Below are 26,692 nucleotides of genomic sequence, written 5' to 3'. Positions count from 1 at the left end.
GAAACTCAAATTAAATAATGTATCATGAGGCCAGATATCTTGTCGGGCGGCGCTTTCCTGCGATAAGTCGCCTGATAATAAGGGGGAAATACGGTGGTTAAATCGGACAGGCTTTCACATTCCGGCGAACTGCGTGAAAGCAGTCGCCTTCAGGTATTCGATACCATCCGGGCCGCAGGGCAAATCGCACGAATCGATATCGCTCAGGCCACCCGCATCAGCCCCGCGACCGTCACGGCGATCACCGCCGAACTGCTGGCCGCAGGGCTGATCGAGGAAGTCAGCCCGGATACAGCGCGCGGTGCCAAACGCGGCCGCCCACGGGTCGCCCTCAAAATCTGCGGCAGCGCCCATCGGATCGCCGGGCTGAAATTGTCGCATCACGCCATCACGACCCTGATCACAGATTTCGAAGGCACAGAGCTGGTCAGCCACGAAATGCCCCTGCGTGGCGGTCAGATGTCGCCAGAGGCCCTGTGCGAGAAAATTGTCGAAGCCCTGGACCAGAGCTGCGCCAAGGGCGGGTTCACCCGCGCGCACATCTCCGGAGTTGGCATTGGCATGGCCGGCGTTATGGATGCCGAGCGCAATTTCATCTACTGGTCATCGTCGCTCAACGTGCGGAATATCGACCTTGGCAGCCTTCTTGGCAGCTATCTGAGCATGCCGGTGTTTATCGACAACGACGCCAATCTGGTCGCCAAGGCTGAGCATCTCTTCGGTGAAGGTGACACCCGCAACAACTTTGTCGTGGTGACCGTCGAACATGGTGTCGGCATGGGCATCGTCATCGACAATCAGATCTATCGCGGCGCGCGGGGCTGCGGCGCAGAATTTGGCCATATCAAGGTGCAGCTCGAAGGCGCGCTGTGCCAATGCGGCCAGCGCGGCTGTCTGGAAGCTTACGTCGGCGACTACGCCCTGCTGCGCGAGGCGAATATCACCAGTGGCGTCGAACGGCACAAGGATCTCGCCTCGCTTTATGCTGCCGTCGGTGACGGCGACACCATGGCGCAATCCATCCTTGACCGCGCCGGGCGCATGTTTGCCATGGGACTGGCCAATATCGTCAATATATTCGACCCGCAGATGATCGTTTTGGCGGGTGCGCAGCTGGCCTTTGGCTACCTGTCCTCCGACAAAGTGGTGGAGGAAATGCGCCGCTGGGTGGTTCAGGTGGACGGCCCCCTGCCCGAAGTGCGCGTCCATGGCTGGGGCAACAAGATGTGGGCAAAAGGGGCCGCCGCCTATGCGATTGAAGAAGTCTCCGCACTGACCATCCGCGAAGTTGCCAGCCATGCGGGATAAACTCTCATATATCCTCGCGCCGATCTGGCTCCTGCCGCAGATCGCGCTGGCGGACATCCCCGAGCCTCCGGTGTTCCGCTCCCAACCAGTTCCCGCGCATGTCTATGATGGCGGTTGGGAGCATTTCGTGGGTGGGGGGCTCGCCTCGCTGGATTGCAACGACGATAAATTCCCTGATCTGGTGGCGGCGGGCGGCAGCAACCCGGTTCAGCTGATGATCAACCAGAGCGAGGCACCAGGCGCCACGCTGCGGTTTGCATCCGCTACACCGGCCGCCCTCGCACAGACAGGTGTCACCGGCGTCTACCCGCTCGACATTGATGGTGACGGTATTCTCGATCTTGCCCTGCTGCGCGTTGGCGCGGATCAGCTGCTGCGTGGAACCGGAAACTGTCAGTTCGAACCTTTCGATGGTCTGGGGTTTACCAGTGGTGACCACTGGACCACCGCGTTTTCGGCCACCTGGGAGCCGGGCGCCCAGCTGCCGACGCTTGCCTTTGGCACCTATGTCGACCGAAGCGACCCCGAGGGTCCGTTTGAGGCCTGTGACGACACACTGCTGTATCGGCCCGATGGTGACCGCTACGGCCCGGCCATCCGGCTCCAGCCAGGGTACTGCGCGCTGTCCATGCTGTTCACCAATTGGCACCGAAGCGTTGGGGCAACCGCCCGCGGTCGGGCCGATCTTCGGATCAGCAACGACCGACATTACTATGTCCGGGGCGGGCAGGAGCAGATGTGGAAAATGACCAGGCCGCCAAGGCTCTACCAGCAGGACGACGGCTGGCTGCCCTTTCACCTCTGGGGGATGGGGATAGCGTCTCGCGATCTGAACGGTGACGGGTTTTCCGATGTCTACCTCACCTCGATGGGAGATCAGAAACTACAGCTGTTTGATCCAAGCGGCACCGGCCCCGCCTACCGCGATGTGACTTATGATTACGGCACCACCGCCCACCGCCCAACCAGCGGCGGTGACGGGCGACCATCCACCGGGTGGCACGCGGATTTTGGCGATGTGAACAACGATGGGCATGACGATATCTTTGTCACCAAGGGAAATGTCGAACAGATGCCCGATGCCGCCATGCGCGACCCGAATACCCTGTTGATTCAAGGGGCAGATGGGCGTTTTTCCGACATGGCCGCCGCTGCGGGTATTGCCAGCATGGAACGTTCTCGCGGCGCCGTGCTGCGCGATCTCAATCTCGATGGGCAGCTTGACCTTGCCGTGATCAACCGGCGCGCGCCAATGGAACTCTACCAGAACACCACCAGCCCATCCGGAAACTGGCTGAGCCTGTCACTCAAGGGCACTGCCCCGAACACGCAGGCAATTGGTGCCTTCGTCGAGCTGGACACAGGCATAAGGATACACACCCGCGAGGTCACTGTCGGCGGCGGCCATGCGGGCGGCTCTGCCGGGGATCTGCACTTCGGTCTGGGAGAGAGCGATGATCTGCGGTTGCGCGTTATCTGGCCGGATGGGGAAACCACAATCTGGCAAGAAATCACGCCCAACCAGCATCTTACCCGAACACAATAGACTCTTGGACCGGTAGATCAGCGTTCCACCGGCAGGCCCGATGGAACGCTATCCGGCACCCCAAGCCGCCCCTTGGCTGCGGCGCTGTCGGTCAGCGCTTCCAGAAAAGCCACGAGATCGGGAATATCCCCGTCACTTAGCGCAATCGGATCCAGATCATTCGCTGCCGCGATACGCTCCAGCTCGACCGGATCATCCATGACGGCCCAATCCGACACCCCACCAAGACCGGGCAAGATCGCCTGGCTGCGATCATAAGACATCAGCGCCGCGACGGGATCCAGATGGTGACGCACAACAGCCTCCAAAGTGGCATAGGCGCCGTTATGCCCATAGGGCGCTGTCAGCGCGACATTGCGCAGCGACGGGGTGCGAAAGCGGTAAGCGTCATCCGGGTTTCCTGTCACCCGCAACCGCCCCTCGTCGCGGGCGTGGGTTTCAAATCGGGCGGCCTTGCCCGGACCAAGCTGCGGCATCGCGATTGCATGAAACCTATTGTCCGTCTGCAACCAGCCTGTATGGCACTGACTGCATCCGGCGCCCCCGTAGAAAAGCTCCTGCCCCCTTGCTGCTGTGGTGGGCAAGGCCTCTCCATACAGCTGAGCACGATCAAACGGGCTGTCATCAGCCCGCCATTCAAACCGGATAAACGCCGCCAGCATATTGCCGATATCGGTAAAGCGGATGGGTTCTTCCGCTCCCAGAACCTCATCGAAACGCTGCCGATATTCGGGGATCTCTGCGACCCGGCCCGCGATGATATCCCATGCCCCACCGGGATGGCTCAGCTGACCCAGACGTACCGCGCGCGAGACATCATTTTCGCCGTAGTGGCCAGCCATCTCATCTGCCGAAAGCACCGGAAACATCGCCTGTGCGGCCAGCGCGGAATCGAATCCTGCGACCATATCACCTTCCAGCGGCGTGCGGATACCCGACCCATATGCGGGGTCAGCCTCCAGTCGGCCGTCGTGGAACATCACATCCATATCATCAGCGCCAAGATTCCAGAGCGCCGGCGCATTACGCGGAATACGCTGTTCAGGACGGTTATCCGGATCCGCGCGCCGCTCAGGGCCAAGCGTGGTTGCACCCTCGCCCAGCGACAGGGAGACGCCGTCACCTGTGCCAAACCGTGGATGATGGCAGCTGGCGCAGCTGATGTTGCGGTTGCCCGATAGAATGGGATCATAAAACAGCAGTTGGCCCAGCTCGACCTCTGCCTGTATCTGCGGGGCAAAGCTTGGCCGCGGCCCCAGATCCAAATTCATGGACTGTTCCTCAGCGCTACCAGCACAGGCGAAAGTCGCGTTCGTTATGCAGATCGCAATCGCGCCACACAGGCGATATCGACGCCGGTATTCAGCCATCTTGCTCCCTCTCCGCTACGGAAAATTTCAGCAGCAACTTCTGGCGATACGGATGACCAGGGTCCACCATAACACTCGGGAAATGGGGCTGATTTACCGCATCCGGCAAACCCTGCGGCTCGATACAGACGGCAGAAAAGGGTGCCAACCGCTGTCCATCCCGCGCGGCGCAGGAACTGTTCAGATGACTCGCCGTGTAAATCTGCGCACCCGGTTGATCTGAAAAAACCCGCATGACAACACCATTGGAGGCGCCAAGCTGGGCTACCTCGCGCATATCACCCGAAGCGTTCGGGGGGAAACTCACATGGATATCCGTGCCAAGCCGCTCTGGATCCAGCGCGGCAAAGCTCCGGCCAGCGCGATAGTCAAATCTGGTGCCGCTAGTTGGTGCAACTTCGCCCGTAGGCACCCCATCCCGGCGCAGCGGCAGATAGCTCTCGGCGCTGCTGCGCAGGCGATGCTCCCAGATATCGCCCTTGATACCAAGCGTATAATAGTTGTGCTGCGCCAAGCTAATCGGGGTGAGCTGGTCCACCGAAGCTGTCATATCATAGCTGACCGTTGTGCCGGACACGGCAATCCTAAGCCGGATATCGGCACCGCCCGGATAGCCGTTTTCACCATCCGCGGAGAAGTGGCGCAATTCAACCGCCCCGGCCCCCAGCCGCCGCATATCCCAGAACACCCGTCCAAGCCCCTGCGCGCCGCCGTGAAGCTGGTTGCTCCCTTCATTGGCATTAAGAGAAACCTCGCGACCCGCGAGGTGGAAACCCGCCCCGCCAATCCGATTGGCCACCCGGCCAACAATGGCACCCAGATAATACGGATCCCCCAGATAGGCCGCCATATCGGCATATCCCAGCACCATGGGTTGCCAGGTTTCACCATCGCGCAGATCCAGCCAGGCCGTTATGGCGCCAAGGTTCATCACCCTTAGCCGCAGATGATCATTCTCCAGATCGAGCCAACGCAATCTCTCGTCAGCATCGTCCTGCAGATGCGAGTGCTGCTGTAAGGCTCTGGAGCGAGGCTGGATGGATGATGGCATACAGGGGCGTCCTTTGGGTGCAGAACCCCGGAAGTCCTGGTGATGATATTTATTTCACCGATCAAATTAATACGCCGAACGGCGGCTGTCAATTCAACTGTTCGGCCGCATCACCAGCTCGGGAACGCTTGTTCAGCCTGGCTGCCGATCTGCATACCCCATCTTTAGAACGCCCCAGCATGACTTTGTTTACGACAAAATCTTGCCACGAATTTGAATCAAATCTTAGGAAAGGCGGACGATATCGCAGCCAGAAAATCGGCCAGCGACCCTGTCGACATCAATGTCGACACCGCGAGGCTGAAGATCGGGGTAAGGCATGAGCGACATCACGAATTTTGACCACCTGCGCGCGCCATCAGACAGCGGTCAGGCGGCAAAACCGCGCTTCGATATTTATGCAAGGATCGGAAAGCGCCTTCTTGATATGTCACTTGCGCTGGCTCTTCTGCCCGCCCTCGCCCCGGTTATCGCGCTCCTCTGGCTCGTCAGCCGACGCGATGGCGGGCCAGGGCTCTTCGGTCATACTCGTATCGGCAAGGACGGAATACCCTTCACCTGCTGGAAAATCCGTACCATGATCCACGGCGCGGAGGATATTCTGGCCGAGCATCTCAAGTCGGACGCTCAAGCGGCCAGCGAATGGGCCCGCGACCGCAAGCTCAGCCGCGATCCACGGGTCACGGGCTTTGGCCTGTTCCTCCGCCGCAGCAGTCTTGATGAGCTGCCACAGATCTGGAACGTGCTGCGCGGTGATATGAGCTTTGTCGGGCCGCGCCCGATCGTGCGCTGCGAACTGCACAGATATGGTCCAGCCGCTTCTGCATATCTGAGCCAAAGACCGGGAATCACCGGGCTGTGGCAGGTATCAGGTCGCAACGATGTCAGCTATGCTGATCGGGTCTCCTTTGACGTTGATTACCTGAAGCGGCGGACATTCGGCTTTGATATCAAACTGATCCTGCTGACCGGCCGCTCAGTCATTGCGCGCACGGGACGGTAAACGGGCCATTAAGCCCTCTGCGGTAATGTTCAGCCAACGGCGATAGGGATCAGGGTCTGTACCAAGGGTGACAGCCGCAGCAGATTATGCTCCCTAACTGCAAAAGCGGGACCAACAGAATGCACGACAGCAATACCGATGCTTCGACACTCAGCCATATATCGCAGGGCCGCGGCCGCCTGGCGCTGATTGGCGTGTTCTGGTCCTTCGTCAACATCATGGTCAGCAACGGCTTGACCGTGGTTGTGTTCCTGGTGACCTCTCTATTGCTGGAGCCCGCCGATTTTGGCGCCGTGGCTCTGGCCACCTCGATCGTCATCTGGGTCATGACATTGGTGCCGCTGCCGCTTGGAGACGCCATCATTCAACGCAGCGACCTGAGGCAGAGCCATCTGGACAGCGCATTCTGGCTGACGATGGTGATCGCACTTGCCACTATTGCGATCCTGGTTCTCTGTGCGCCGATGATCGCGTCCTGGACCAAACTCGAGGCACTTGCGATCATATTGCCGGTGCTGTCGCTCCGTATCCTGTTTGTATCACTTGGAAATATTCCCGCGGCACTGGTGAACCGGCGGATGGAGTTTCGTCATATTGCGTTGCGGACAACCCTTGCAAATGGGCTGGGCGCGGCAGGTTGCCTGCTGCTCGTGTTGCAAGGATATGCCATCTGGGCACTGGTCTGGGCGCAGGTCATTACCGCGATTGTCGGCTGCGTCGTCTCCTACTGGGCCGCTGGCTGGCGCCCTGGGCTACAGCTCTCGAGGGCCGCTTTGACGGATCTGCGCGGCTTTACCCTGTTGACGATGGGTGGCCGGATGATCGAACCGACCAAGATCAACCAGATCCTGCTCGGGATCGTCGCCGGCCCAGCAGTGCTCGGCATCTTCTTTTTCGCCCGCAGAATGTGTGAAATCCTGCAGGAGCTTACCATTGGCACACTCTTGCCTGTCACAAGGGTCCTATTTGCCAGTCTGCAAACTGAAAAAGAACAACGGCGGGAAGCGTTTATCCTCAGCAGCTTCGCCGCTGCAACCGCCGCCTTGCCGCTGTTCATCGGCTTCATCATTGTGGCCCCGACGGCGATACCCTTCGTCTTTGGCAGCAAATGGCTCGCTGCGATCTACCCGCTCCAGTGTTTTGCAATGCTCAGCCTGATGATGAGTATCGGCGTCATGCAGGCCTCTTTGCTCAGGTTCTCCGGTCATGCACGTTGGTGGTTCGGATTTGAATGTGTCGTCAGCCTGTCTGGATTTGCAGCGATCCTGCTGCTTGCCCCGGAGGGTCTGAACAGGATCATGTCCGCATTGGTTGGCATTTCCTTCTTGCTCTGGCCGGTCGCCACGCGCAAAACTCTGAAAACCCTCGAAATCTCGGCGACAACCTATATCTTCGATGCACTGCGCCCCGCGCTGATTTCTGTCTCAATGATGTCCATTGCGCTCTTCGCGCTACGTGAGTTGGGGCCGCCGATGTATGGCACCCCACAGCTTATGGCTCAACTTGCGGTCGCAATCCCCACCTATCTGATCATGATCCTCCTCGTGGGCGGCGACCGCTTGCAGCAAATCCTGGGAAAGATCCGCAACAGAAGAGATAGCAATCCAATTGAGCCTGGCGCTCACCAGTAGACGTTTCCACCGGCGACTGCCGTCAGCATTCTGATTTGCACCCGCATCTCAAGTCGCAGGCCTACCGGCGTTCGCAGCCAAACAATGATCCGCAGCACCTCTCCAGCGGACGCCAGTCATCTCATGACGCCATGTCGAGGTTTCGAGGAGCTAGGCCGTTCGGTGCGCGCAGCGGACAAAAGCCGGTACCATGGTCAAAGGCGATACAGTGCAGCATCGGACACTCAGGAAGCAGAGGCTGCCTTGCCGCCCAGAACGATGGAAACCGCCGAAAAAGCCGCGCGGTATTGAAGCAACACCCGCCCATCTGCTTTGACAGGCTTCCGGTTGGCACCGCTCCCACCGCAGGGATGCCAACAGACCGCGAGCCAGCTCAGGATCGTCGCCCCGTCAGGATCAAACATCCGCTGGTCGTTTGCACGCTGATGGGCAGCGGACAATGGATGCTCCAGACTGAATGATCTCAATCGGGTGCTGCACCACTACCCGGCATGATAGGGATCTGGATCGTCAAACCTGCTTTGCGCCGCCCCGCAACAAACCACTTCAATCAACCAGAGTTGGCGTTAGCGTGTCATGCTTGCGACCTCGCTGATTGCGGGAAACTCAGATCACGGAAACGCTGCCGGACTGCAAACCATCCAGCTCAGGAATGACCCAAAGATCCGACACGGGGCCATCACCGGCAGCAACAGCGGACATCAAAGACGAGAGCCACCACTCAAAGGAGTGGTGGCTCTCAAGCATTTGGCGGAGCTACTCTCGGACTCACCGGCCCCGCCTGGACACCCAGTGACGCTCGCGCCTCCAGAGCAGTCTAAGTCAGCGCCCTAGGCCGCAGCCGTATAACTGTGGTGCTGCGCACTCTGCACGGGCTGGCGGCCAGCATCTCCAGTCTGAAAGGCTGTGACCAGCCGCGACAGATTGGTTGTCTCATGGTCCAGCGAACTGCAGGCGGCGGCGGTCTCCTCGCACATGGCGGCATTCTGCTGCTGGGCAGCTTCCAGTGTGCTCATCGCGCCATTCAACTCCGAAATGCCCCTGGATTGCTCGTCGGCCTGTTTGGCAATATCGCCAACATGTTCCGAAATGCTGCCAATGGCATTCATAATGGTCTCCAGAGAGGAATTGGTCCTGCCGACCAGATCCACGCCATGGGCCACCTGCGCTGCGGAGGCGGTAATCAGCTTCTTGATTTCTAGCGCCGATTCAGACGAACGCAGCGCAAGACTACGGACTTCGGCGGCAACAACCGAGAACCCGCGACCCGCTTCGCCAGCCCGCGCGGCTTCAACACCGGCGTTCAGGGCAAGCAGGTTTGTCTGAAACGCGATATCGTCAATCATGCCGGTGATCCGGGTGATCTGCTCAGAGGTGGCGGCAATCGAATCCATCGCATCAACCGTCTCCCGGGCAACCGCGGAGCTGTTTGTTGCACTCTGATTCACGGATGTGACCAATGCCTCAGTTTCGCGCGCGCCGCTGGCGACATGCTGGACGTTCTGCGTGAGTTCGCTCAGCGACGCCGCAGTCTCTTCCAGCTGAAGCGCGGATTGTTCTGTGCGCTGCGACAGATCGTTGGTTGCCGAGGAAATCTCCGTCAATCCGGTATCGATCGAACGTGCCGAGTCATTGACCGAGGTGATCAGCTTGCTCAACTGTTCAACAGTATTGTTGAAGTCCTGGCGCAGCCCCTCATACTGGCTGGGCATTTCATCGTGGATTTTGACATCCAGCCGCCCGGAAGCCAGCTGTTGCAAATTCTGGGCAAGGGCCTGAACAACCGCCTGCTGCTGCTGCTGATCGCGCAGCTGATTTGCTTCCAGCTCCTCCTTGGATGCCAAACCCTGGCGCAGGGTCTCGATGGACAGGGCCATCGCCCCGATCTCATCTTTACGCTTTGGAATATCAACGGGTTGATGCACCTTCCCGGCGGTAAGATCCTTCATGACCCCAAGCATTCGCCCCAGGGGACGCCGGACAAGCGAGCGCACCGAGAAGAAGATGGTGGCCAGAGTCAGCGCCAGCAAGAGAACATTGGCGATCAGCTGTTCGTAGATGCTTGCCTTTACCGGGTTGACGAAGACATGGCGTGGCACATCCAAGACGACAACCCAGGTCTTGTTCATGCCGTAGGCGGTGAAAGGAAAGAACAGGCGTGTCGACCCATCAGCGCGATCCGAAACGATCTGCACCTCTCCGGTTTCGACAGCGGCCTGGAAATCTGCCACCTCTTCCCCTTCAAAGGCCTGAATCAGCATTTCCGGGTCAGGATGTGACAACCATTTGCCGCCCTGGCCCAGCAGCATCACACTGCCGCCTTCATAAACCGACAGCCCCCGGACAAAATCACCGAGATTATCGAGCACGATATCGACACCGGCAACACCGACGATCTGGCCCTGTGCATTCACAGGCACCGACACCGATGTCAGCAGGCGGTTTTCATTTGAGAGATAAGGTTCGGTGATGACGCTCTCGCCACTGTCGATCGGCAGGCGATACCACTCGGATGTGTCATTGGGATCAACGTTGAACGTCTCGAAATTCAGCCCGCCGGACTCCGCTTTGGTCCAGTAGGCGGCAAAGATACCATCGGCATTTCGTCCCTCTTCACCGGTAATGAAATCTTCGGTGGCGCCGTCCGGAATCGCTGACATCCAGGAAGAGAATACAAGATCATAGCGGCCGGGGACGCCTTCCATGATCTTGATCAGATCGGCGGTGGTTGCATCGCCATCTTCGATATATCCGGATAGCGCGCCGCCTAGCGCCGCCGCAGCTGAGGTCGCTTCGACCAGTTGCGACGACAGGCTTTGCGCGATATCTGAGGCTCGCTGCGACGCGCCCTCCAATACCCGCTCCCTGACCTGTGCAGATTCATTGAGGGCCGTAAATACGCTGAAGCAGAGCATCAGCCCGGTAATTGCAACCGTGGTCGCGGCAAGTAGCTTGCCTGATATTGTGTTGAACAGAGCTGGCATTCATATCTCCACTTGGAAGGCTCGTCTTGCACAACCTCTCGCATATTCGCCTGAACAAAGTGTTGACCCACCGCGCCGGGGGCAGTCCCCCAACCGGTTTACCCAGCAGTTTTCAATTAGATTGAAGATATATTTTAGGCCAGCCCCGAACGAGGACTGGCCGCCGCGCAGCAAAGCGAGAGACAGACCTCTAGATCGGGGCCGTCGCCGCCGACAACCACCGGCCCGCTGCATCGCTGACCAAGGGCGATAACCGCTGCAGCACATCCTGATGATACGTATTCAGCCAACAGCGTTCGTCCTCACTCAGATCTGCCGGGATCAGCATGTCGGTTTGTATTGGTGCAAGCGTCATATTGCGAAAGCTGAGGAACCCATCACTTTCTTCAATAACCTCAAAGATGTTCTCAATCCGGATGCCAAAACGCCCGGCCTCGTAATAGCCCGGCTCGATCGACACAACCATGCCAGGCACCAGATCCACCGGATTATAGGGCTTGCCGATGCGTTGCGGGTGCTCGTGCACCGAGAGCCGATGTCCGATGCCATGACCGGTGCCATGGTCGTAATCCAAGCCGAGATCCCAGAGCGGTCGCCGACAGACCGCATCTATATGATGGCCCTGCGTACCCCGGGGAAACCGCAGCGTGGCCAGCGCATGGAACGCGCGAAACACCGCCGTATACGCCCGGTCATAGCCGTCGGGGCGCATCCCGAAGGCATAGCTGCGCGTGGCATCGGTGGTCCCGGTGTCATACTGGCCGCCGCTGTCCAGCAGATAAGGATTCTGTGGCATTATCGGAGCATTACGCCCGTTGGTGGCCGCGTAGTGGCACATTGCAGCATTGCCTGCCGCGGCTGAGATCGTCTGAAAGCTCTCGGTCAGAAAACCCGGACGCGCCTGTCGGCAGGACAGGATCTGTGCTTCCGCCTCACGCTCGGTCACCGGCTCACCAGCCGCCGCGCGCGCAGGAACCGTCTGCGCCAACCAGGCCGAGAACTCGACCCAGGCTACCCCGTCTTCCAGATGGCAATCATGCAGACCGGCGATTTCGACCGGATTCTTAACGGATTTGGTCCGGGTCAATATACTGGCCACCGCAGCCGCAGTCGCCCCGGCGTCGGCAATAGTATGACGCACCGCAACCGGCGAAAAATCCGGATCAAACAGGATCCGTTCTCCGGCGTTGCATCGGTTTTGAAGAGCGCCCAGAAACTGCGAGACTGGCTGGGCGGTCACGATGTCCGGCAGGTGATCCTTGACCTCATCATCCAGCTTGGCCGGATCAACGAACCAAGTGACCGTCCCGTTTCTTTCGGCAATGAGAAAGGACTGCGGCATCGGGTTGAAGGCCACGTCATCCCCACGCACGTTCAGCAGCCAGGCAATATTGTCAGGTTGTGTCTCAACCAGACATGCGGCGTCCTGCTCGCTCAGATATGCTGCAAGATCCGCACATTTCTCGGCACTGCTCCGCCCGGCCCATTGCATCGGAAAAACGCTGATCCGCCCGGTCGGCGCTGGCGGCTGGTCCGACCAGATCGCATCCACCGGATTGTCGCCTTGCGGCAACATCGTCGCACTGGCCTGCACAGCGGATGCGGCAAACCGATCGAACCAGCCGGGTGGCAGGTGCATCGGGTCGAACCCGATCTGCCAGCCTGCCTGCGCAACCGCGCCCAGCCAGTGTTCCGGTGGCTGTTCAAAAATGTGAAGCCGCGAAAACAGCGGTCCTAAGCATTCATTTGCGACCTGCACGGTATAGCGGCCATCCACAAACACGGCGACGGTCTCAGCCGTGATGATGGCCATCCCGGCCGATCCGGTAAAACCTGTGATATAGGCAAGGCGTTCGTCATGGGGAGCCACATATTCCCCCTGATGCGCGTCGAACCGGGGCAGAATGAAGGCATCCAGATCGCGGGCACGCAGCTCGCGGCGCAGATCGGCAATGCGGGCAGCGGCAGGGGGCCCGCTCAACATGTCATCCATTTTGATTGATCTCTTCCGCAAGATGGCAGGCGACCTCGCCACGGTCGCCAAGAGGACGCAGTTGCGGGACATCCCGCCTGCAAATTTCCGAAGCGTGGGCGCAGCGCACATGGAACGGGCACCCTGGCGGCACGTTCAGCGGCGACGGCAGCTCTCCCTCCAACCGGATCGCATCCCCTTTGTCATCGGGATCAAGCGACGGGGCCGCACTCAGCAACGCCTGTGAATACGGATGCGCCGGATTGGCAAACAGGCGCTCGCTGTCGCCGATTTCCACGATGCGGCCGAGATAGATCACTGCGACACGGTGGGAGACATGGCGCACCAGCCGCAAATCATGGGCGACAAACAGGATGGTCAGATCCAGCTGCTCCTGCAGCTCCAGCAGAAGATTCACCACCTGCGCCTGAACCGAGACATCCAGCGCCGATACCAGCTCATCGGCGATCAGAACCTCAGGCTCCACCGCCAGCGCACGGGCAATGGCAATCCGCTGACGCTGGCCACCGGAGAACTCATGCGGCAGTTTCTGCGCCGCATCTGCGGGCAGCCGCACCAAATCCAGCAGCTCCGCGACTCGTGTCGGGATCTCGTCGGAGGGGCGCATCTTATGGACCTGCAAGGCTTCGCTCAGGATCTGACCGCAGGTCATACGCGGGTTGAGCGACGAATAGGGATCCTGGAACATCATCTGCACGCGCCGGTTATAGCTGCGGTCGCTGCGCGCGCCGTCGGCGAATATATCCTGCCCATGATGGCGAATGCTGCCACCCTGCGGCTCGTAAAGCCGGACGATGCAGCGCGCCAATGTCGATTTTCCGCACCCCGATTCTCCGACAACACCTAGGGTTTCTCCCTTCCTCAGCGCCAGGCTGACGCCGTTCAGCGCGCGTACGGCGCGACCGGGTTGCTTGCGCATCACATCAATCAGGCTGCGCGGCAGATGAAACGTCAGGCTGAGATTGTCGATCTCCATCACCGGATCAGTCATGCCACCTCTCCCTGGACCGCGGGAACCGGATTGAAACAGGCCGCGCGACGCCCGGCACTGATCGCCTCCAGTGGCGGGCGCGCATTCAGGCAGGCCTCAGTCCGTGCGTCGCAACGGGGCGCATAGGCGCAGCCTCGGGGCAGCATCTCCAGACTAGGTGGCGTACCCGGCACAGAGTAAAGCGGCGTCCGTGGCGGCACATCCTGTGGCACCGACTGCATCAATCCGGCCGTATAGGGATGGCGCGGCGTGCGCAGCACCTGCCGCACCGCCCCCTGCTCGACGATCCGCCCAGCATACATCACCGCAACATTCTCGCAGGTCTGCGCAACGACCCCCAGATCATGAGTAACGAGGATCACGCCCATGTTCATCTCTTCAGACAGGCGCAGGATCAAATCAAGGATCTGCGCCTGAATGGTAACATCCAGCGCTGTGGTCGGTTCATCCGCCAACAAAAGCTTCGGCTGCGCCGCCAGCGCAATGGCAATCATCACCCGCTGCCGCATCCCGCCCGAAAACTGATGCGGATAATCCTGCAACCGAGAGGCAGCCGCCGGGATACCTACATGATCCAGCATCTCGACCGCCCGGTCCCGACGCGCCGCACGCGGCAGATCGGTATGTGCCTTCAGTGTCTCGGTCAGCTGCAGGCCCACGGTCAATAGCGGGTTGAGCGACGTCATCGGCTCCTGAAAGATCATTGCAACCTCACCGCCGCGCACCTGGCGCAGCTGCCGATCCGACAGGCGGGAAATATCCCGCCCCTGCCAGCGCACCTCGCCTGTGACCTCTCCATGGCGACGGGTCAGCCCCAGGATCGACCTGAGTGTGACGCTCTTCCCCGAGCCGCTTTCGCCGACAAGCCCCAGAACCTCACCCTGTCGCACATCAAAGCTGACATCGCGTACCGCAGGCAGCATCACACCGCCGCGTCGAAACGTCGTACAGAGGTTACGGACCTCAAGTATCGGCTGGGTCTCTTTCATGCTCATACTCTCTTTCCCCTTAACCGCGAGGCCGCAACAGATCGGCCAGCCCGTCGCCGATCAGCGAGAACCCGATCCCGGTCAGCACGATGGCGATGCCCGGCATCAGACTGAGCCACCAGGCCGTGGTGATGAAATTGCGCCCTTCGGCAATCAGGACACCCCATTCAGCCTGCGGTGGCTGCGCCCCCAAACCGAGGTATCCAAGCGATGACCCCAGAAGAATGGCCAGCGACATATCGGTCATCCAGTAGACAATCACCGGGGTGATCGCATTGGGCAGCAGGTGGCGAAAGATCACGCGCCGGTCAGAATATCCCATGACAATTCCGGCCGCCGCATAGTCATTGCCCATCTGGGTGATCACCTCGGCGCGCATCAGCCGGGCGTAGTAGACCCAGCCCACCGCCGTGATGGCGATATACATATTGACAAGCCCCGGCCCCAGCACCGCAACAACCGCGATCACCAAGACCAAAAACGGGAAGGTAATGACGGCATCCACGACCCGGCCAAAGATCATATCGGCAATGCCGCGATAATAGCCCACCAACGCACCAACCGTGACCCCGATCAGCATGGCAAAGACCGTGGCCAGAACGGCCATCTGCATATTCACAGAATAGGCAGAGATCACCCGGCTGAGGCTGTCGCGCCCCAGCATATCGGTGCCGAAAGGATGCGCCCAGCTCGGCGGCTGCCGCACCGCGTTATAATCGATGAAATTGGGATCATATGGGGCGAAGAGGCCCGGCGCGATGGCCAGCAGCGTAGAGGCTGCGATAATCGCGACACCGATCATGAACCCCGGTTTGCGCAGCGCGATCTTCCACCGGCTCTGCTGCGGTCGCGTCGCCTCGGGCGACAGAACTGTGGCATCGGTCATGTCAGACGCATCCTCGGGTCTAGGGCGCTCTGGATCAGATCGGTCATCAGGAACACGATCGACACCAGCACTGCAAATGTCAGGGTCAGCCCCTGGATCAGCGGATAATCACGGGCAAAGATTGCCTCCAGCATCAACCGGCCAACGCCCGGCACCGCAAACACCGTTTCGGTGACCAGGGTTCCGCTCATCAGGTTGCCGATGGACAGGCCAAGCAGCGTGACTGTGGAAATCAGCGCATTGCGCAACACATGCCGCCCCAGGATCTGCCAGGCCGACAGTCCCTTGGCACGGGCAAATTCAACATATTCCGCATCCACCACCTCAACGATGGCCGACCGCAGATTCCGCATGATGATCGCAGAGGTATAAAGCGCCACTGCCACCGATGGCAAAAACAGATGGTAGAGCCGCTCGGAAAAACTGTCGCCATAGCCCCCCACCGGGAACCAGCGCAGCTGCGCGGCTAGAAATGTCAGCAAGATCAATCCGATATAAAACACCGGCATGGACAGGCCGACCTGAAAGACGGTGCGGATCACCGCATCGGGCCAGCGCCCCCGGTTCAGTGCAGCAACAAAGGCCAGCGGCCCCGCGATCAGCACCGACAATGCCACGGCATAAACCGTAAGAAACAGGGTCGTCGGCAGGCGGCTGGCGATCACATCTATCACCGGCGCTCGCATCAGGATCGAGCGCCCCAGATCCCCCTGCACGGTATTGGACAGGAACTGCCAGAACTGGACCACCAGCGGCTGATTCAGTCCCAGCCGTTCGCGAATAGCGGCCAGATCAGCATCCGACGCGCGGTCCCCCGCGATGGCGATTGCCGGGTCTCCGGGTAATAGGCGCACCAGAAGAAAGATGATGATCATGACCAGAAAAAAGGTCACGGCCATCAGCAACAGGCGCTTGAGAATATATTGAATAGTGGCCATTCCGGCATCCGTTCGTCTGCACCGCCAGCCCCAGGGCTGACGGTGCTTTTACATTGCAGGGCGAAACTGATCAGCGGCTGATCGACGCTTCCTCAAAGAGGTTGTTGCCCAGCGGTGTCTGCACGTAGCCGCTGACCTTCTTTGACAGGGCCACCGCAAACGGGGTCTCGTACATGAACAGCAGCGGCGCCGCCTCGGCATAGATCGACTGCATCTCGGCATATTGACCAGCACGCGCACCCGAATCCATTTCCGTTGCCGAGGCCTCAAACAGGCTGTTGAACTTCTCGTTCTCCCAACCTGTGCCAACGGCCTTCGCAGTGGGGAAGTAACCGAGCCAACCAGTGACCTGACTTGGGTCATTCACATCATTGACCCACCCATAGGTATGGATATCAAATTCACCCGACCGGTTCTTCGCGCCACGGGTGGCATTGTCGACCTGCTCCACCTTAAGCTCGATGCCCAAAGGCGCCCACATCTGCTGAAGTGCTGCAAAAATGGTGCTGTCATCCGCCGATCCGGCCAGCGTCGTAAAGGTGATCTCGGTTCCAGGCTCAAGACCGGCCTCGGCAATCAAGGCCTTTGCCTTGTCCAGATCATAGCCATAAAGCGGATCAGTTGATGTCGCCAGCTGGGTCGCCGCCGCCATCAGAGGCGAGGTCATGGGCTTGCCGGCCCCCTGCAGCACCAACCCGATCAGGGCCTGTTTATTGGTGGCATAGTTCAGCGCCTGACGCACCCGCTCGTCCGCCAGCGGATTGGGCGATCCATCTGCCCGCGTCGGGCGGGTATTGATCGGCGAATAGATAATCCGGGTCGAGGGGAACAGATTCATATCGATGTTCGGATCCGCCTCCAGCTCGGCCACACGCGAGAACGGGATGAATTCCGCCGCATCCATCTCACCGGCCTGCAGCTTCAGGATACGGGTGGCATCATCGGGGATAATCTCGAAATGCACACCGTCCAGATAGGGCAGCGGTTTGCCGTCCGAGCCACTGCGCCAGTAGTGCTCATTGGCGCAGAAATCCATCGATGTGCCCTGCTCAAACCCGCAGAGATAGAAGGGGCCAGTGCCAACGCCCGCACTCTTTGCAGCAAAGATGGCGGCTGACTTCTCCTGATCCGTTGCGCCTTCGGCGGCCTCGAACGCGGCTTTGGACACGATGCCGGTGGTAAAGGTTGCCAGCATCGACAGGATCGTCGGATCCGGTGCCGAGAGGGTCAGGGTGATCTCGTTTCCATTATTGGCAACTGTATCCAATGTACCGAGGAGACCCGCCCACGGGCTCAGATCAGCATTGCGAGCACGATCCAGCGAAAACACCACGTCCTCTCCGGTCAGCGGTGTGCCATCGGAGAATTTGATCCCGTCGCGCAATGTCAGGGTCACCGTGGTGCCATCTTCAGAGACATTATATGTCTCGGCGAGGCCAGGAACGACCGAATTTCCGTCGTCGCTGGGGCGCAGCAACGTGTCGAACAGGCTGCCAACCATCCAGATATCCGGATTGCGATCCGCATAGATCGGGTCGATCAAGGTCGATCCGTCGTAACGGGCAAAGTTCAGCACGCCGCCGCGATCCTGCGCCAGCGCCGGTACGGTCAGTGCCGTGGTCAGGGCAGCTGCGGCCGCCACCAGTTTTCTTGTCATTTGTGAGATCCTCCCAGATCGATTCTCCGTCTCATGTGGGGAAGCATAGCGCGGGTTTTAAAATTACTAAAATTATTTTTAGCAAAAGTTCTGATTGCGGCAGAAATCTCCGGTAGCTCAACTGCAGATGGACGCCGAACTTGCCGCATCAGCCCCAAGGCCGGAGGGTAGATATATGCGCATTAGCGCCTGATCCTTCAGCGGGCAGAGCTCTTCATCGGCATGGTGCTCACCCAAAGTTCAACCGCCTCTTCGTCGCTCAGAACGATCGAATAATGCGGCTTCGAGCAGTCATGGTGAACCGTATCCCCCGGCGACATGATATGCACCGAATCCCCCAGATGATATTCAAGCTGCCCCGAGATCAGGTAGCAGAACACCTCGCCCTCATGGCACATCTTCTCCGAGACATGACCAGGTGGGCGGTGAATGATCGACGGGTAGCAGAGCGCGCCGGAAAACCCCGGCCCCAGCTTCTCATACAATCTACCGTTGGTTCCCAGAGCGTAGGTCTGCCGGTTATCCTTATGAATATACTCTCTAAACTCTTCCTCAACACTCAACAGCTGCTCGACGCTGGTTTGCAGGGCGGCAGCGATGGACAACAGCGAGGACAGCGAGGGCGTGCTGATGCCCCGCTCAACCTGAGAAATGAATCCGGGCGTCAGTTCAGTGTCCTCGGCAACCTGCACCATGGTCATCCCCATCGCCTTGCGGCGGCGGCGGATCGCGTGTCCAAGCTGCTCGGAATTGTCCTTCTTGCGCGTTTTCTTGCTGGCGCCTGCCTTTATGGTCTCTGTCTTGCGCGTCTCTGAGGCGTCCATATCCGTATCCTGAAATTCCGGCAGCCCGACACCGCGCTGACCAAAGTGACCCATCCAACCAGCCGAACCTGTTTGGTCATGATCTGTGATGTGGGCTTCAGGAAAACATATACTAAAATTTATTGTAGTGCTACATCAGAAACAGGCGATCGATTGGCTTGACCACCTTTCAGCCCGCCCCAAGCCCGCCGGGACCGCAGGAGACCGAGATGCGCAGCACTAGGACCGTACATGTCATTTCCGCCCATGCCGAGGGCGAAGTGGGTGATGTCATCGTCGGCGGCGTGGCACCGCCGCCGGGCGCCACACTCTGGGATCAGCGCACATTCATCGCGCAGGACCAGACCCTGCGCAACTTTGTCCTCAATGAACCCCGCGGCGGCGTGTTCCGGCACGTCAATTTGCTGGTGCCCCCCAAACATCCCGACGCCGACATGGGGTTTATCATTATGGAACCGGAATACACGCCGCCGATGTCCGGATCGAATTCGATCTGCGTTGCGACCGTGCTGCTGGATGGGGGCATTCTGCCCATGCAGGAACCGGAAACGCATCTGACGCTGGAAGCGCCAGGGGGGCTGGTCAAGGTGCGCGCCGAATGCAGAAATGGCAAAGCTGAGAGGATATTTGTCCGCAATGTTCCCAGTTTTGCAGGGGCAATTGGCGTTGCCTTGGATGTCCCGGGGATCGGTACGCTCTATGTGGATACGGCCTATGGCGGCGATAGTTTTGTGGTCGTACAGGCCGCCGATCTGGATCTGACCATCTGCGACGCAGAGGCCAAGGCCCTGGCACAGATCGGAACCTGCATTCTGGATGCGGCAAATGAGCAGCTGGGTTTCAGCCATCCAGACAATCCCCACTGGTCGCATATTTCCTTCTGTGCATTTTGCGGCCCGCTGGAGCGCACCGACATCGGGTGGCGCAGTCGCTCTGCCGTGGCCATCCAGCCCGGCAAGGTGGATCGTTCACCCACCGGAACCGCAGTATCGGCCCGAATGGCCCTGATGCTGGCCAAAGGGGAAATGACCGCAGATGAGGAGTTTGAGGCAGTGTCGATCATTGGCTCCAGTTTCAAGGGCCGGATCACCGACCAGACAACCGTCGGAGGCCAGCTCGCCATCATTCCGGAAATCAGTGGTCGTGGCTGGATCACGGGAATACATCAGCACATGCTGGACCCCGATGACCCCTGGCCCGGTGGCTACAGGCTGAGCGACACCTGGGGGGCGTGATGCCCTGCCCCTTGATCCGCGCTTCCCGGCAGGGCACACCCGAACAACAACCGCCAGATTGGCACCTACGTAACCCCGACCCATGAGGCTCCCATGGCAGCCAAGCGCGCCATCTCCCGCAGCACCCTCCCCGACGTGATCGCCGCCGATTTGCGCGAGCGTATCCTGAGTGGTGAACTTGCCGAAGGTGAACCGATCCGCCAGGAGGCACTGGCAGAGGAATACGATGTCTCGCGGATGCCGGTGCGCGAAGCTCTGAAACGGCTCGATGCCGAGGGGCTGGTCCTTTTTGCGAATAACCGCGGGGCAACAGTCACCAAACATTCTCTGCGCGAAATCGCGGAGATTTTTGATCTGCGCATCCTGGTCGAGGTCGATCTGTTCCGTCGCTCGATCCCTGCGATGACCAGCACTGACTTCGCAAGATGCAGCCAGATCCTGGATGAAATGGACGCCTCCTATGATGCTGATGACGTGGCAACCTGGGGCGCATTGAACCACCGCTACCACTCTGCGCTCTATGCTGCTGCCGAACGTAAGCTGACCAATGAAATGCTACAGGGGCTCAGCCTTCATTCCGACCGGTTTGTGCGCATGCATCTCAGCGTGATGAAACAGCGCGAACCCGCCAAGGCCGAGCATCGCGACCTCCTCGCACTGGCGCAGGCCCGCAATGTCGAGGCCGCCTGCGACGCCCTGACCCGACATATTTCCCGCACCAAGGAAGAGCTGCTGGCGCTGGTTGCGGAGAACCGCAGCTAATACCGCACGCCGCAGGGCATACAGCGCGATTTTTGCTAGCGCGCCTGTTCATCTCTTGTGAGCGCCCATAAAACCAATATATTTAGTCAGGAATTAGCCGGGGCGCCCAAGTGCCCCTCTAGATAGACGGATTCATCACCCATGATGCCAGTGCAGACCTTGTCCCTGCCGCAGGTGACGGCCCCTGATCGATTGCGCAGTACTCCCCTGCTCGATGAGCAGGAATATATTGCACTCAATACGTTGCGTCTTGCGGCGATGGGCTGCCGCGCCGCTGCGCGGACCGATCTGTTCGAAGCCTGCGCGCTGCTCTGTGTCGATGGAGAGGATGCCAGACGCACCTATGTCGATACTTTTGTGAAATGCCTGCCAGAGGCAATGCCACGTCGAATCAAATGGTTTCGCCCCGGCACGGCAGAGGTCTCGTTCGACGAAGCTTGGGTGATGCGCTGCCTGTCCTGTGTATCAGCAAAGGATTATGACAGCCTCGGTTTCTTGCTGCGGTCGCAAATCGACCCGGCGCGGCGGCGCTACATCGGGTTTCTTCTGGGCCGTATTTCCGAGCAATTTCCTAAGTTTTAGAATCGTTCTAAAAACTCTTGCCATATGCCCCCGGATGACTATGTTGTGTGTCACAGCAAGCCAGCTTCCTGCCAGCCAGCTATTTTATGGAACAATGGGGAACATGATGACACAGACCGCTGCTGCACTCTCGACCGATGCCAAAACCGCAATCGCCGATGCTCTGAACCAATCCGTGGCAGAAACCGCTGTCACCACGATGTTGGCCCAGAATTTCCACTGGAACGTCAAGGGCATGGCATTCGGCCCGCTGCATGATCTGTTCCAGAAGATCTACGAAGATCACTTTCTGGGGCAGGACGACCTTGCCGAGCGCGTACGTGCACTGGATGCCCATGCCGAGGGCACATTGGCCGGGATGCTGAAACGCTCCAAAGTTGCCGAACACGACGGCCATGCGACCGATCAGGAAATGATCCGGATCATGATGGAAGCGCAGGAAACCCTCGCCGCGACCCTTGCAGGCTGCGGTGCGCTGGCCGCCGATCATGGTGATACGCTGACCGAGGATCTGTGCATTGCGCGCGGCCAGACCCATGAAAAATTTGCCTGGTTCCTGCGCTCGCATCTGGCGGGCTGACACGACAACGGCGGTGGGTGAACAACCCAGACCGGCAAAGACATATAATCGCGGTCAGAGGATCTCCTCTGCCGCGATTTTTCGTTTTGCCAGTTTCTTGCGGTAGGCAAGGTCCCAATGCGTGTATTTTCCCAGCTGGCCCTGCTGCGCGGTCAGCATCCTGACAAACGCGCGCCTGTGGCTGTCTTTCTTCAACGCTTTGAACAGCGACTTCTGGGCCTTGGTCATCGAACAGCCGATGCAATGTCCCTCACGCTTGAATTTGCAGACATCAATGCAGGGGCTGGGAGTCTTGGGCATATCGAACCTTATGCGTTACCGGGCATCTTTGCCCACAAATGGGGCGACACGGGTCACTCTGCAACCGCAAAGACGAGTATTTTTGTCAATTTCTCGATACCCCCACTCGCGCGCCAGCTCCGGTAGCGCCCTGACGCCGAACCAACCGGCCGTCAGAAGCGCACAGGGCACATCTAAATCTCGCTACAATTATATGTCGACTTTGACAGCCACTCCGGGTTGATCTCGATCCCCCAGCCGGGCTGATCAGTGACCGTCGCCTGACCGTTGTCGATGCGGAATGGATCAGTGACAAACAGATCCCGCTGCCAGGGATAATAGTCATCGCCCTCGATAGAGAATTCCAGATACCGCCCGGGCAGATCGACGGCGCGGAGCATATGCATCGTGAACAGGGTGACCAGAGACAGGTTCGCGCAATGCGGCGTGCAGGGCAGCCCCGCCGCCGCACCCAGCTGCGCAACCTGCATACTTCGCGTCATCCCGCCCAGATACAGAATATCCGGCTGGATGATATCAACCGCGCGCATCTCGATCATACGACGCCAGACCTGTAAATCCCAATCCTGCTCACCGCCCGCCACATCCAGATCCAGCGTGCGGGTCACCTCCGCCGTCTGCTCCAGCATCCAATAGGGGCAGGGTTCCTCGAAATGCTCATACCCATGGTCCTGCAGGCGCTGGCCTACCTCAATGGCGCGTTTCGGGGAAAACCCGGAATTGCCATCAACCAGCAGGGAGACCCGATCTCCCAATGCTGCCCGGATCGTCGGAATGATCGTCTCCGTCCGCCCCGGCCATTCATCCCGGTCTTCGCCGCATTCGGCGCCGACCCGCACCTTGAATGCGTCAAACCCGTGGCTGTCACGCAGGGACTTGAGCCGGTCCGCCTCGTCCTGTGGTGTGATATCGCGCCGCATCGAAGAGGCATAGGCCCGGATCGGACCCGGCGACCCGCCCAGCAACACCGCCACTGGTTTTTCGGCCACCCGGCCGCGCCAATCCCAAACCGCCGTATCAAAGCCCGCCATCGCACGCCGCAGATAGGTGCCCGGATATTTATGCTCGCGCAGCGGGATCTCGGTGATCACCGCCTCAAGCGCATCCATACCCCGGCCCAAGGCCCAGGGCGCCACCTGCCGATGAAGGATCTCGCAGGTCAGATCGCTGTTATAGGTCGAAACCTGCCCCCAACCCTGCTGGCCATCCTCCGAGGTAACCCGGACAAACCCCACCAAGGGCGTGCAGAATGTCTCGATCCGGCAAATACGCGGCCCGATGTCCTGTTGTCCGCGATCATCCTGCAGCGGCACCGCACCCGAGGCTGAATAGGGCGTATTCATCCGGCCTCCAGAATAAGATCAGCCGCCCGATGGGCCAGCATCATAGTCGGAGCATTGGTATTGCCCGAGGTGATATTGGGAAAGACCGAGGCATCCACGACCCGCAGCCCGTCAAACCCGTGCAGCTTCAGCTTGGGGCAGACAACGGCGGTGCTTGCATCCGCCCCCATACGGCAGGTCCCGACCGGATGAAACACCGTGCCACAGCGTTCGCGGAAATCCGACAGGATGTCGGCATCTGTCATCTGCCGCAGATCAGGCCCCATTGGAGCCTCGATCAGCCGGGTCAATGCCGATGTGCCTGCCAACCTCTGGCAGAGCAGCCCCCCTGCGATAACCTGCGCGCGGTCTTCCTCAGTCGCGAGAGAGCCGGGCTGGATCAGCGGAGGGGCAGTTGGGTCGGCGCTGCGAATGTCGATCCGGCCCCTGCTGGTCGGACGGGCGGGTTGAAAGCCGATAATGAACCCGGCAAACGGATCCGGCTGGATCACCTCACGCTTGCCGTCAGGCGTAGTGGTATAGGTCACCGGATTGAAATAGAGCTGCTGGTCAGGGCGGCCCAGATGCGGCGCGCTGCGGAAAAACCCGCCGCATTGGTTCACCGACAGCGCCAGCGGGCCCCTGCGGCGTATCGCATACTGCAGGGCGGCGTGGAGCTTTCCGGTCAAGGGCGACAACACATTGTTAAGGGTCGGCTCTGTGGCGCGAAAATAATAGTTGATCCCCAGATGGTCCTGCAAATTGCCACCAACATGGGCCTGCTCCTGAACCACCTCGATCCCGTGCCTGCTCAGCAGATCCGCAGGACCGATCCCCGATTGCTGCAGCAGACAGGGCGAGGCAACAGCCCCGGCGGACAGGATGATCTCACGTCCGGCCGATATCGTCATCAATCTGCCGCGCCGCCGCAGCTGTACCGAAACGGCACGACGACCGTCAAAAATGATCCGTTCCACAAGCGCACCGGTCATCAAGGTCACATTCATCCGCTTTAGCGCGGGTGCCAGAAATGCCCGCGCCGAATGCATCCGGCGACCACCGCTTGTGTTGATCCGATAGACCGCCGCGCCTTCGCCACCGGGATCGTTGATATTGCCGGTACTCGGCAGGTCCAGTTCAGCCGCCGCGGCAAAGAAATGCCGGTTCGCCGGGTGTATCTGGTCCGATACATCCTGCACATGCAGCGCACCGCTTCCCTGCCGCCGCCCATCGGGCGCCACTTGGGTTTCCATCGCCTCAAAGGACTGATGCACGGTCTCCCAGTTCCAGCCCGTCGCGCCCGCGGCCTCCCAATCGTCAAAATCCTGCGGCACCCCGCGGGCATAGACCAGAGCATTGATTGCGCCCGAACCACCAACCCCCTTGCCACGCGGCCAGTAGCCGCGCCGCCCCGCGAGCGTCGCCTCGGGTTCGCTTTCATATTTCCAGTTCACCGCAGGATCAAAAAACGTCTTGCCGTAGCCCAGAGGCAGCGCAATCCAGGGGGACCGCCCACGCCCGCCAGCCTCAAGGACAAGCACCTTATGGCGGCCGCAGCGGCTCAGCCGCTCCGCCAGCACACATCCCGCAGACCCTGCGCCAATAATAATGTAGTCAAATCGCGTCACTGCCTGACCGTCCGCAAAGTCTTTATCGTCAGATCGTGACAAAGCTGATCGCAAAGCGGAAACGAAAAATAGTTCGTCGCTACCTTAAAAAAATTCGCAGCATGGGTATTCTGCGCCTATGTACAGCGATCTTCCTCCGATGAATTGGCTCCGTGCCTTTGATGCCAGTGCGCGGCACGGCAGCTTCACCCTGGCGGCGGAGGAGCTGGGCCTCACACCTTCTGCGGTCAGCTATCAGGTTCGCGGGCTTGAGGCGCAGCTGGGCCACAAGCTGTTCCGCCGCGACCACAAGCTGCTCAGCCTCACACGGCTGGGACATGCCTATCTGCCCGTGGTGGCCAAGGCTTTTGCCGATATTGACGCGACCACCTGCAATCTCTTTGGCAAAGGGACCGAGCAGGAGGTGACCCTGCGCTGTCTCACGTCTCTGAACCTCCTGTGGCTGATGCCATTGCTGGGCGACTACAGAAAACAATATCCCGCCAGTCGGCTTCGGGTGCTGTCGTCATCATGGAGTGAGCTGTCGCAGGGCGAATCGATAGATGTCGACATTCGCTATGGCGATGGCAGCTGGCGCGATGGCCCCGTCTTACCGCTGCTCCAGAACACGGTCATTGCAGTGGCGACACCCAGCCTGCTAGGCACTTCCCCCTGCCCCGAATTGGACAGATTGCCACTGATCGAAATGACCGGCGTTGTCGACACCTGGCGCCATTTCTTTGCGCTGCACGCCCCCGGCGTTACAGTCCCCGAACCAGCCTATAAGGTCGACCAATCGCTGATTGCACTTGAACTGGCCAACCGTGGTCTGGGCGTTGCTCTGGTTGCTGATGTCTTTGCCCAGCCGTATCTTGAGCGCGGCACATTGCGCCGCGCCAGCGATATTGCCCTGTCGACCCAGCATGGCCATCATCTGGTGTTGCCCTCGGATCGAAACAGCCATCGGCCTGAGGTGAGCACGCTTGTCGACTGGCTGCAAACCCAGGCGCATCTAACTGCCGAACGTGTCGCCGCCGCGATTGCCACACCGCCTGCGGCGGGCTAGGGTCAGCGGGAAACAGACCACGCCGACAGGCCAGCCAAACCAAGCAATCCCGCGCCCTGATCACGAG

Annotated in this window: 22 protein-coding genes; 9 read left to right on the top strand and 13 right to left on the bottom strand. The window is 59.7% G+C overall.

The annotated features are described in order from the left end of the window. The first annotated feature begins 93 nt into the window (after positions 1-93). Positions 94-1,308, top strand: a complete 1,215-nt coding sequence (locus VWZ81_RS01045; RefSeq protein ID WP_416541813.1) for an ROK family protein — start codon at positions 94-96, stop codon at positions 1,306-1,308. Further along, entirely contained in the window at positions 1,298-2,854 is a 1,557-nt protein-coding gene (locus VWZ81_RS01040) for a CRTAC1 family protein (protein ID WP_416541812.1), read from the top strand. Before VWZ81_RS01045 ends, VWZ81_RS01040 begins: the two co-directional genes overlap by 11 nt. Before the next feature lie 17 nt (positions 2,855-2,871). Here the strand turns inward: VWZ81_RS01040 and VWZ81_RS01035 are convergent, their stop codons facing one another. Both VWZ81_RS01035 and VWZ81_RS01030 read right to left on the bottom strand, forming a co-directional pair. After that, on the bottom strand, positions 2,872-4,125 hold the full coding sequence (locus VWZ81_RS01035) for a cytochrome-c peroxidase (RefSeq protein WP_416541811.1): 1,254 nt from the start codon (positions 4,123-4,125) through the stop codon (positions 2,872-2,874). Positions 4,126-4,216: 91 nt separating this feature from the next. Further along, on the bottom strand, positions 4,217-5,275 hold the full coding sequence (locus tag VWZ81_RS01030) for an aldose epimerase family protein (protein WP_416541810.1): 1,059 nt from the start codon (positions 5,273-5,275) through the stop codon (positions 4,217-4,219). Positions 5,276-5,594: 319 nt separating this feature from the next. On the opposite strand from VWZ81_RS01030, the gene VWZ81_RS01025 reads away from it, so the two are divergent. Both VWZ81_RS01025 and VWZ81_RS01020 read left to right on the top strand, forming a co-directional pair. After that, entirely contained in the window at positions 5,595-6,278 is a 684-nt protein-coding gene (locus VWZ81_RS01025) for a sugar transferase (RefSeq protein ID WP_340547574.1), read from the top strand. Positions 6,279-6,364: 86 nt separating this feature from the next. After that, positions 6,365-7,909 (top strand): lipopolysaccharide biosynthesis protein, encoded by a 1,545-nt coding sequence (locus VWZ81_RS01020; RefSeq protein ID WP_416541809.1) that lies wholly within the window; start codon positions 6,365-6,367, stop codon positions 7,907-7,909. Positions 7,910-8,739: 830 nt separating this feature from the next. Here the strand turns inward: VWZ81_RS01020 and VWZ81_RS01015 are convergent. The 8 genes from VWZ81_RS01015 to VWZ81_RS00980 form a co-directional block, all read right to left on the bottom strand. After that, positions 8,740-10,893 carry a methyl-accepting chemotaxis protein gene (locus VWZ81_RS01015; protein ID WP_416535388.1) on the bottom strand — a complete coding sequence of 718 codons (2,154 nt, stop codon included), beginning with the start codon at positions 10,891-10,893 and terminating at the stop codon, positions 8,740-8,742. A 190-nt stretch (positions 10,894-11,083) separates the two neighbouring features. After that, positions 11,084-12,886, bottom strand: coding sequence for an aminopeptidase P family protein (locus tag VWZ81_RS01010; protein ID WP_416541808.1), 1,803 nt, complete (start codon positions 12,884-12,886; stop codon positions 11,084-11,086). Then, on the bottom strand, positions 12,879-13,877 hold the full coding sequence (locus VWZ81_RS01005) for an ABC transporter ATP-binding protein (protein WP_416541807.1): 999 nt from the start codon (positions 13,875-13,877) through the stop codon (positions 12,879-12,881). The genes VWZ81_RS01010 and VWZ81_RS01005 overlap by 8 nt, the downstream gene beginning before the upstream one ends. Further along, positions 13,874-14,872: an ABC transporter ATP-binding protein gene (locus tag VWZ81_RS01000; RefSeq protein WP_374015656.1), complete on the bottom strand. Its 999-nt coding sequence runs from the start codon at positions 14,870-14,872 to the stop codon at positions 13,874-13,876. Before VWZ81_RS01000 ends, VWZ81_RS01005 begins: the two co-directional genes overlap by 4 nt. A 13-nt stretch (positions 14,873-14,885) precedes the next feature. After that, positions 14,886-15,752, bottom strand: a complete 867-nt coding sequence (locus VWZ81_RS00995) for an ABC transporter permease (protein WP_340547568.1) — start codon at positions 15,750-15,752, stop codon at positions 14,886-14,888. Further along, on the bottom strand, positions 15,749-16,690 hold the full coding sequence (locus tag VWZ81_RS00990) for an ABC transporter permease (RefSeq protein ID WP_340547567.1): 942 nt from the start codon (positions 16,688-16,690) through the stop codon (positions 15,749-15,751). Before VWZ81_RS00990 ends, VWZ81_RS00995 begins: the two co-directional genes overlap by 4 nt. Before the next feature lie 70 nt (positions 16,691-16,760). After that, positions 16,761-18,347, bottom strand: a complete 1,587-nt coding sequence (locus VWZ81_RS00985) for an ABC transporter substrate-binding protein (protein ID WP_340547566.1) — start codon at positions 18,345-18,347, stop codon at positions 16,761-16,763. A 197-nt stretch (positions 18,348-18,544) separates the two neighbouring features. Further along, positions 18,545-19,171 carry a helix-turn-helix domain-containing protein gene (locus tag VWZ81_RS00980; protein WP_340547565.1) on the bottom strand — a complete coding sequence of 209 codons (627 nt, stop codon included), beginning with the start codon at positions 19,169-19,171 and terminating at the stop codon, positions 18,545-18,547. Between the two features lie 209 nt (positions 19,172-19,380). Here VWZ81_RS00980 and VWZ81_RS00975 point away from each other — a divergent pair, with 209 nt between their 5' ends. From VWZ81_RS00975 to VWZ81_RS00960, 4 genes are all read left to right on the top strand, one after another. Next, entirely contained in the window at positions 19,381-20,406 is a 1,026-nt protein-coding gene (locus VWZ81_RS00975; RefSeq protein WP_416541806.1) for a trans-3-hydroxy-L-proline dehydratase, read from the top strand. Positions 20,407-20,499: 93 nt separating this feature from the next. Beyond that, positions 20,500-21,168 (top strand): GntR family transcriptional regulator, encoded by a 669-nt coding sequence (locus VWZ81_RS00970; RefSeq protein WP_340547563.1) that lies wholly within the window; start codon positions 20,500-20,502, stop codon positions 21,166-21,168. Positions 21,169-21,309: 141 nt separating this feature from the next. Next, positions 21,310-21,750: a hypothetical protein gene (locus VWZ81_RS00965; RefSeq protein WP_416541805.1), complete on the top strand. Its 441-nt coding sequence runs from the start codon at positions 21,310-21,312 to the stop codon at positions 21,748-21,750. Positions 21,751-21,856: 106 nt separating this feature from the next. Continuing rightward, a complete protein-coding gene (locus VWZ81_RS00960; protein ID WP_340547561.1) occupies positions 21,857-22,330 on the top strand; it encodes a Dps family protein in 474 nt (157 codons plus the stop codon). A 54-nt stretch (positions 22,331-22,384) separates the two neighbouring features. Here VWZ81_RS00960 and VWZ81_RS00955 read toward each other — a convergent pair whose 3' ends face one another. The 3 genes from VWZ81_RS00955 to VWZ81_RS00945 all read right to left on the bottom strand — a co-directional run bounded on the left by VWZ81_RS00955 (position 22,385) and on the right by VWZ81_RS00945 (position 25,580). Then, positions 22,385-22,630 carry a DUF1289 domain-containing protein gene (locus VWZ81_RS00955; protein ID WP_340547560.1) on the bottom strand — a complete coding sequence of 82 codons (246 nt, stop codon included), beginning with the start codon at positions 22,628-22,630 and terminating at the stop codon, positions 22,385-22,387. 173 nt (positions 22,631-22,803) lie between these two features. Then, the gene (locus VWZ81_RS00950) at positions 22,804-23,973 is read right to left on the bottom strand and encodes a mandelate racemase/muconate lactonizing enzyme family protein (RefSeq protein WP_416541804.1); all 1,170 of its coding nucleotides are present in this window, start codon (positions 23,971-23,973) and stop codon (positions 22,804-22,806) included. Next, a complete protein-coding gene (locus VWZ81_RS00945) occupies positions 23,970-25,580 on the bottom strand; it encodes a GMC family oxidoreductase (RefSeq protein WP_416541803.1) in 1,611 nt (536 codons plus the stop codon). Before VWZ81_RS00945 ends, VWZ81_RS00950 begins: the two co-directional genes overlap by 4 nt. A 139-nt stretch (positions 25,581-25,719) precedes the next feature. Here VWZ81_RS00945 and VWZ81_RS00940 point away from each other — a divergent pair, with 139 nt between their 5' ends. Further along, complete coding sequence (locus VWZ81_RS00940; RefSeq protein WP_416541802.1) at positions 25,720-26,625, top strand: LysR substrate-binding domain-containing protein; 906 nt, start codon at positions 25,720-25,722, stop codon at positions 26,623-26,625. Positions 26,626-26,692: the final 67 nt, after the last annotated feature.

This window comes from Phaeobacter sp. JH20_34 (assembly GCF_048056095.1).
GTDB classification, from domain to species: Bacteria; Pseudomonadota; Alphaproteobacteria; order Rhodobacterales; family Rhodobacteraceae; genus Phaeobacter; species Phaeobacter bryozoorum.
This window is presented reverse-complemented; position numbering and strand designations above follow the sequence as displayed.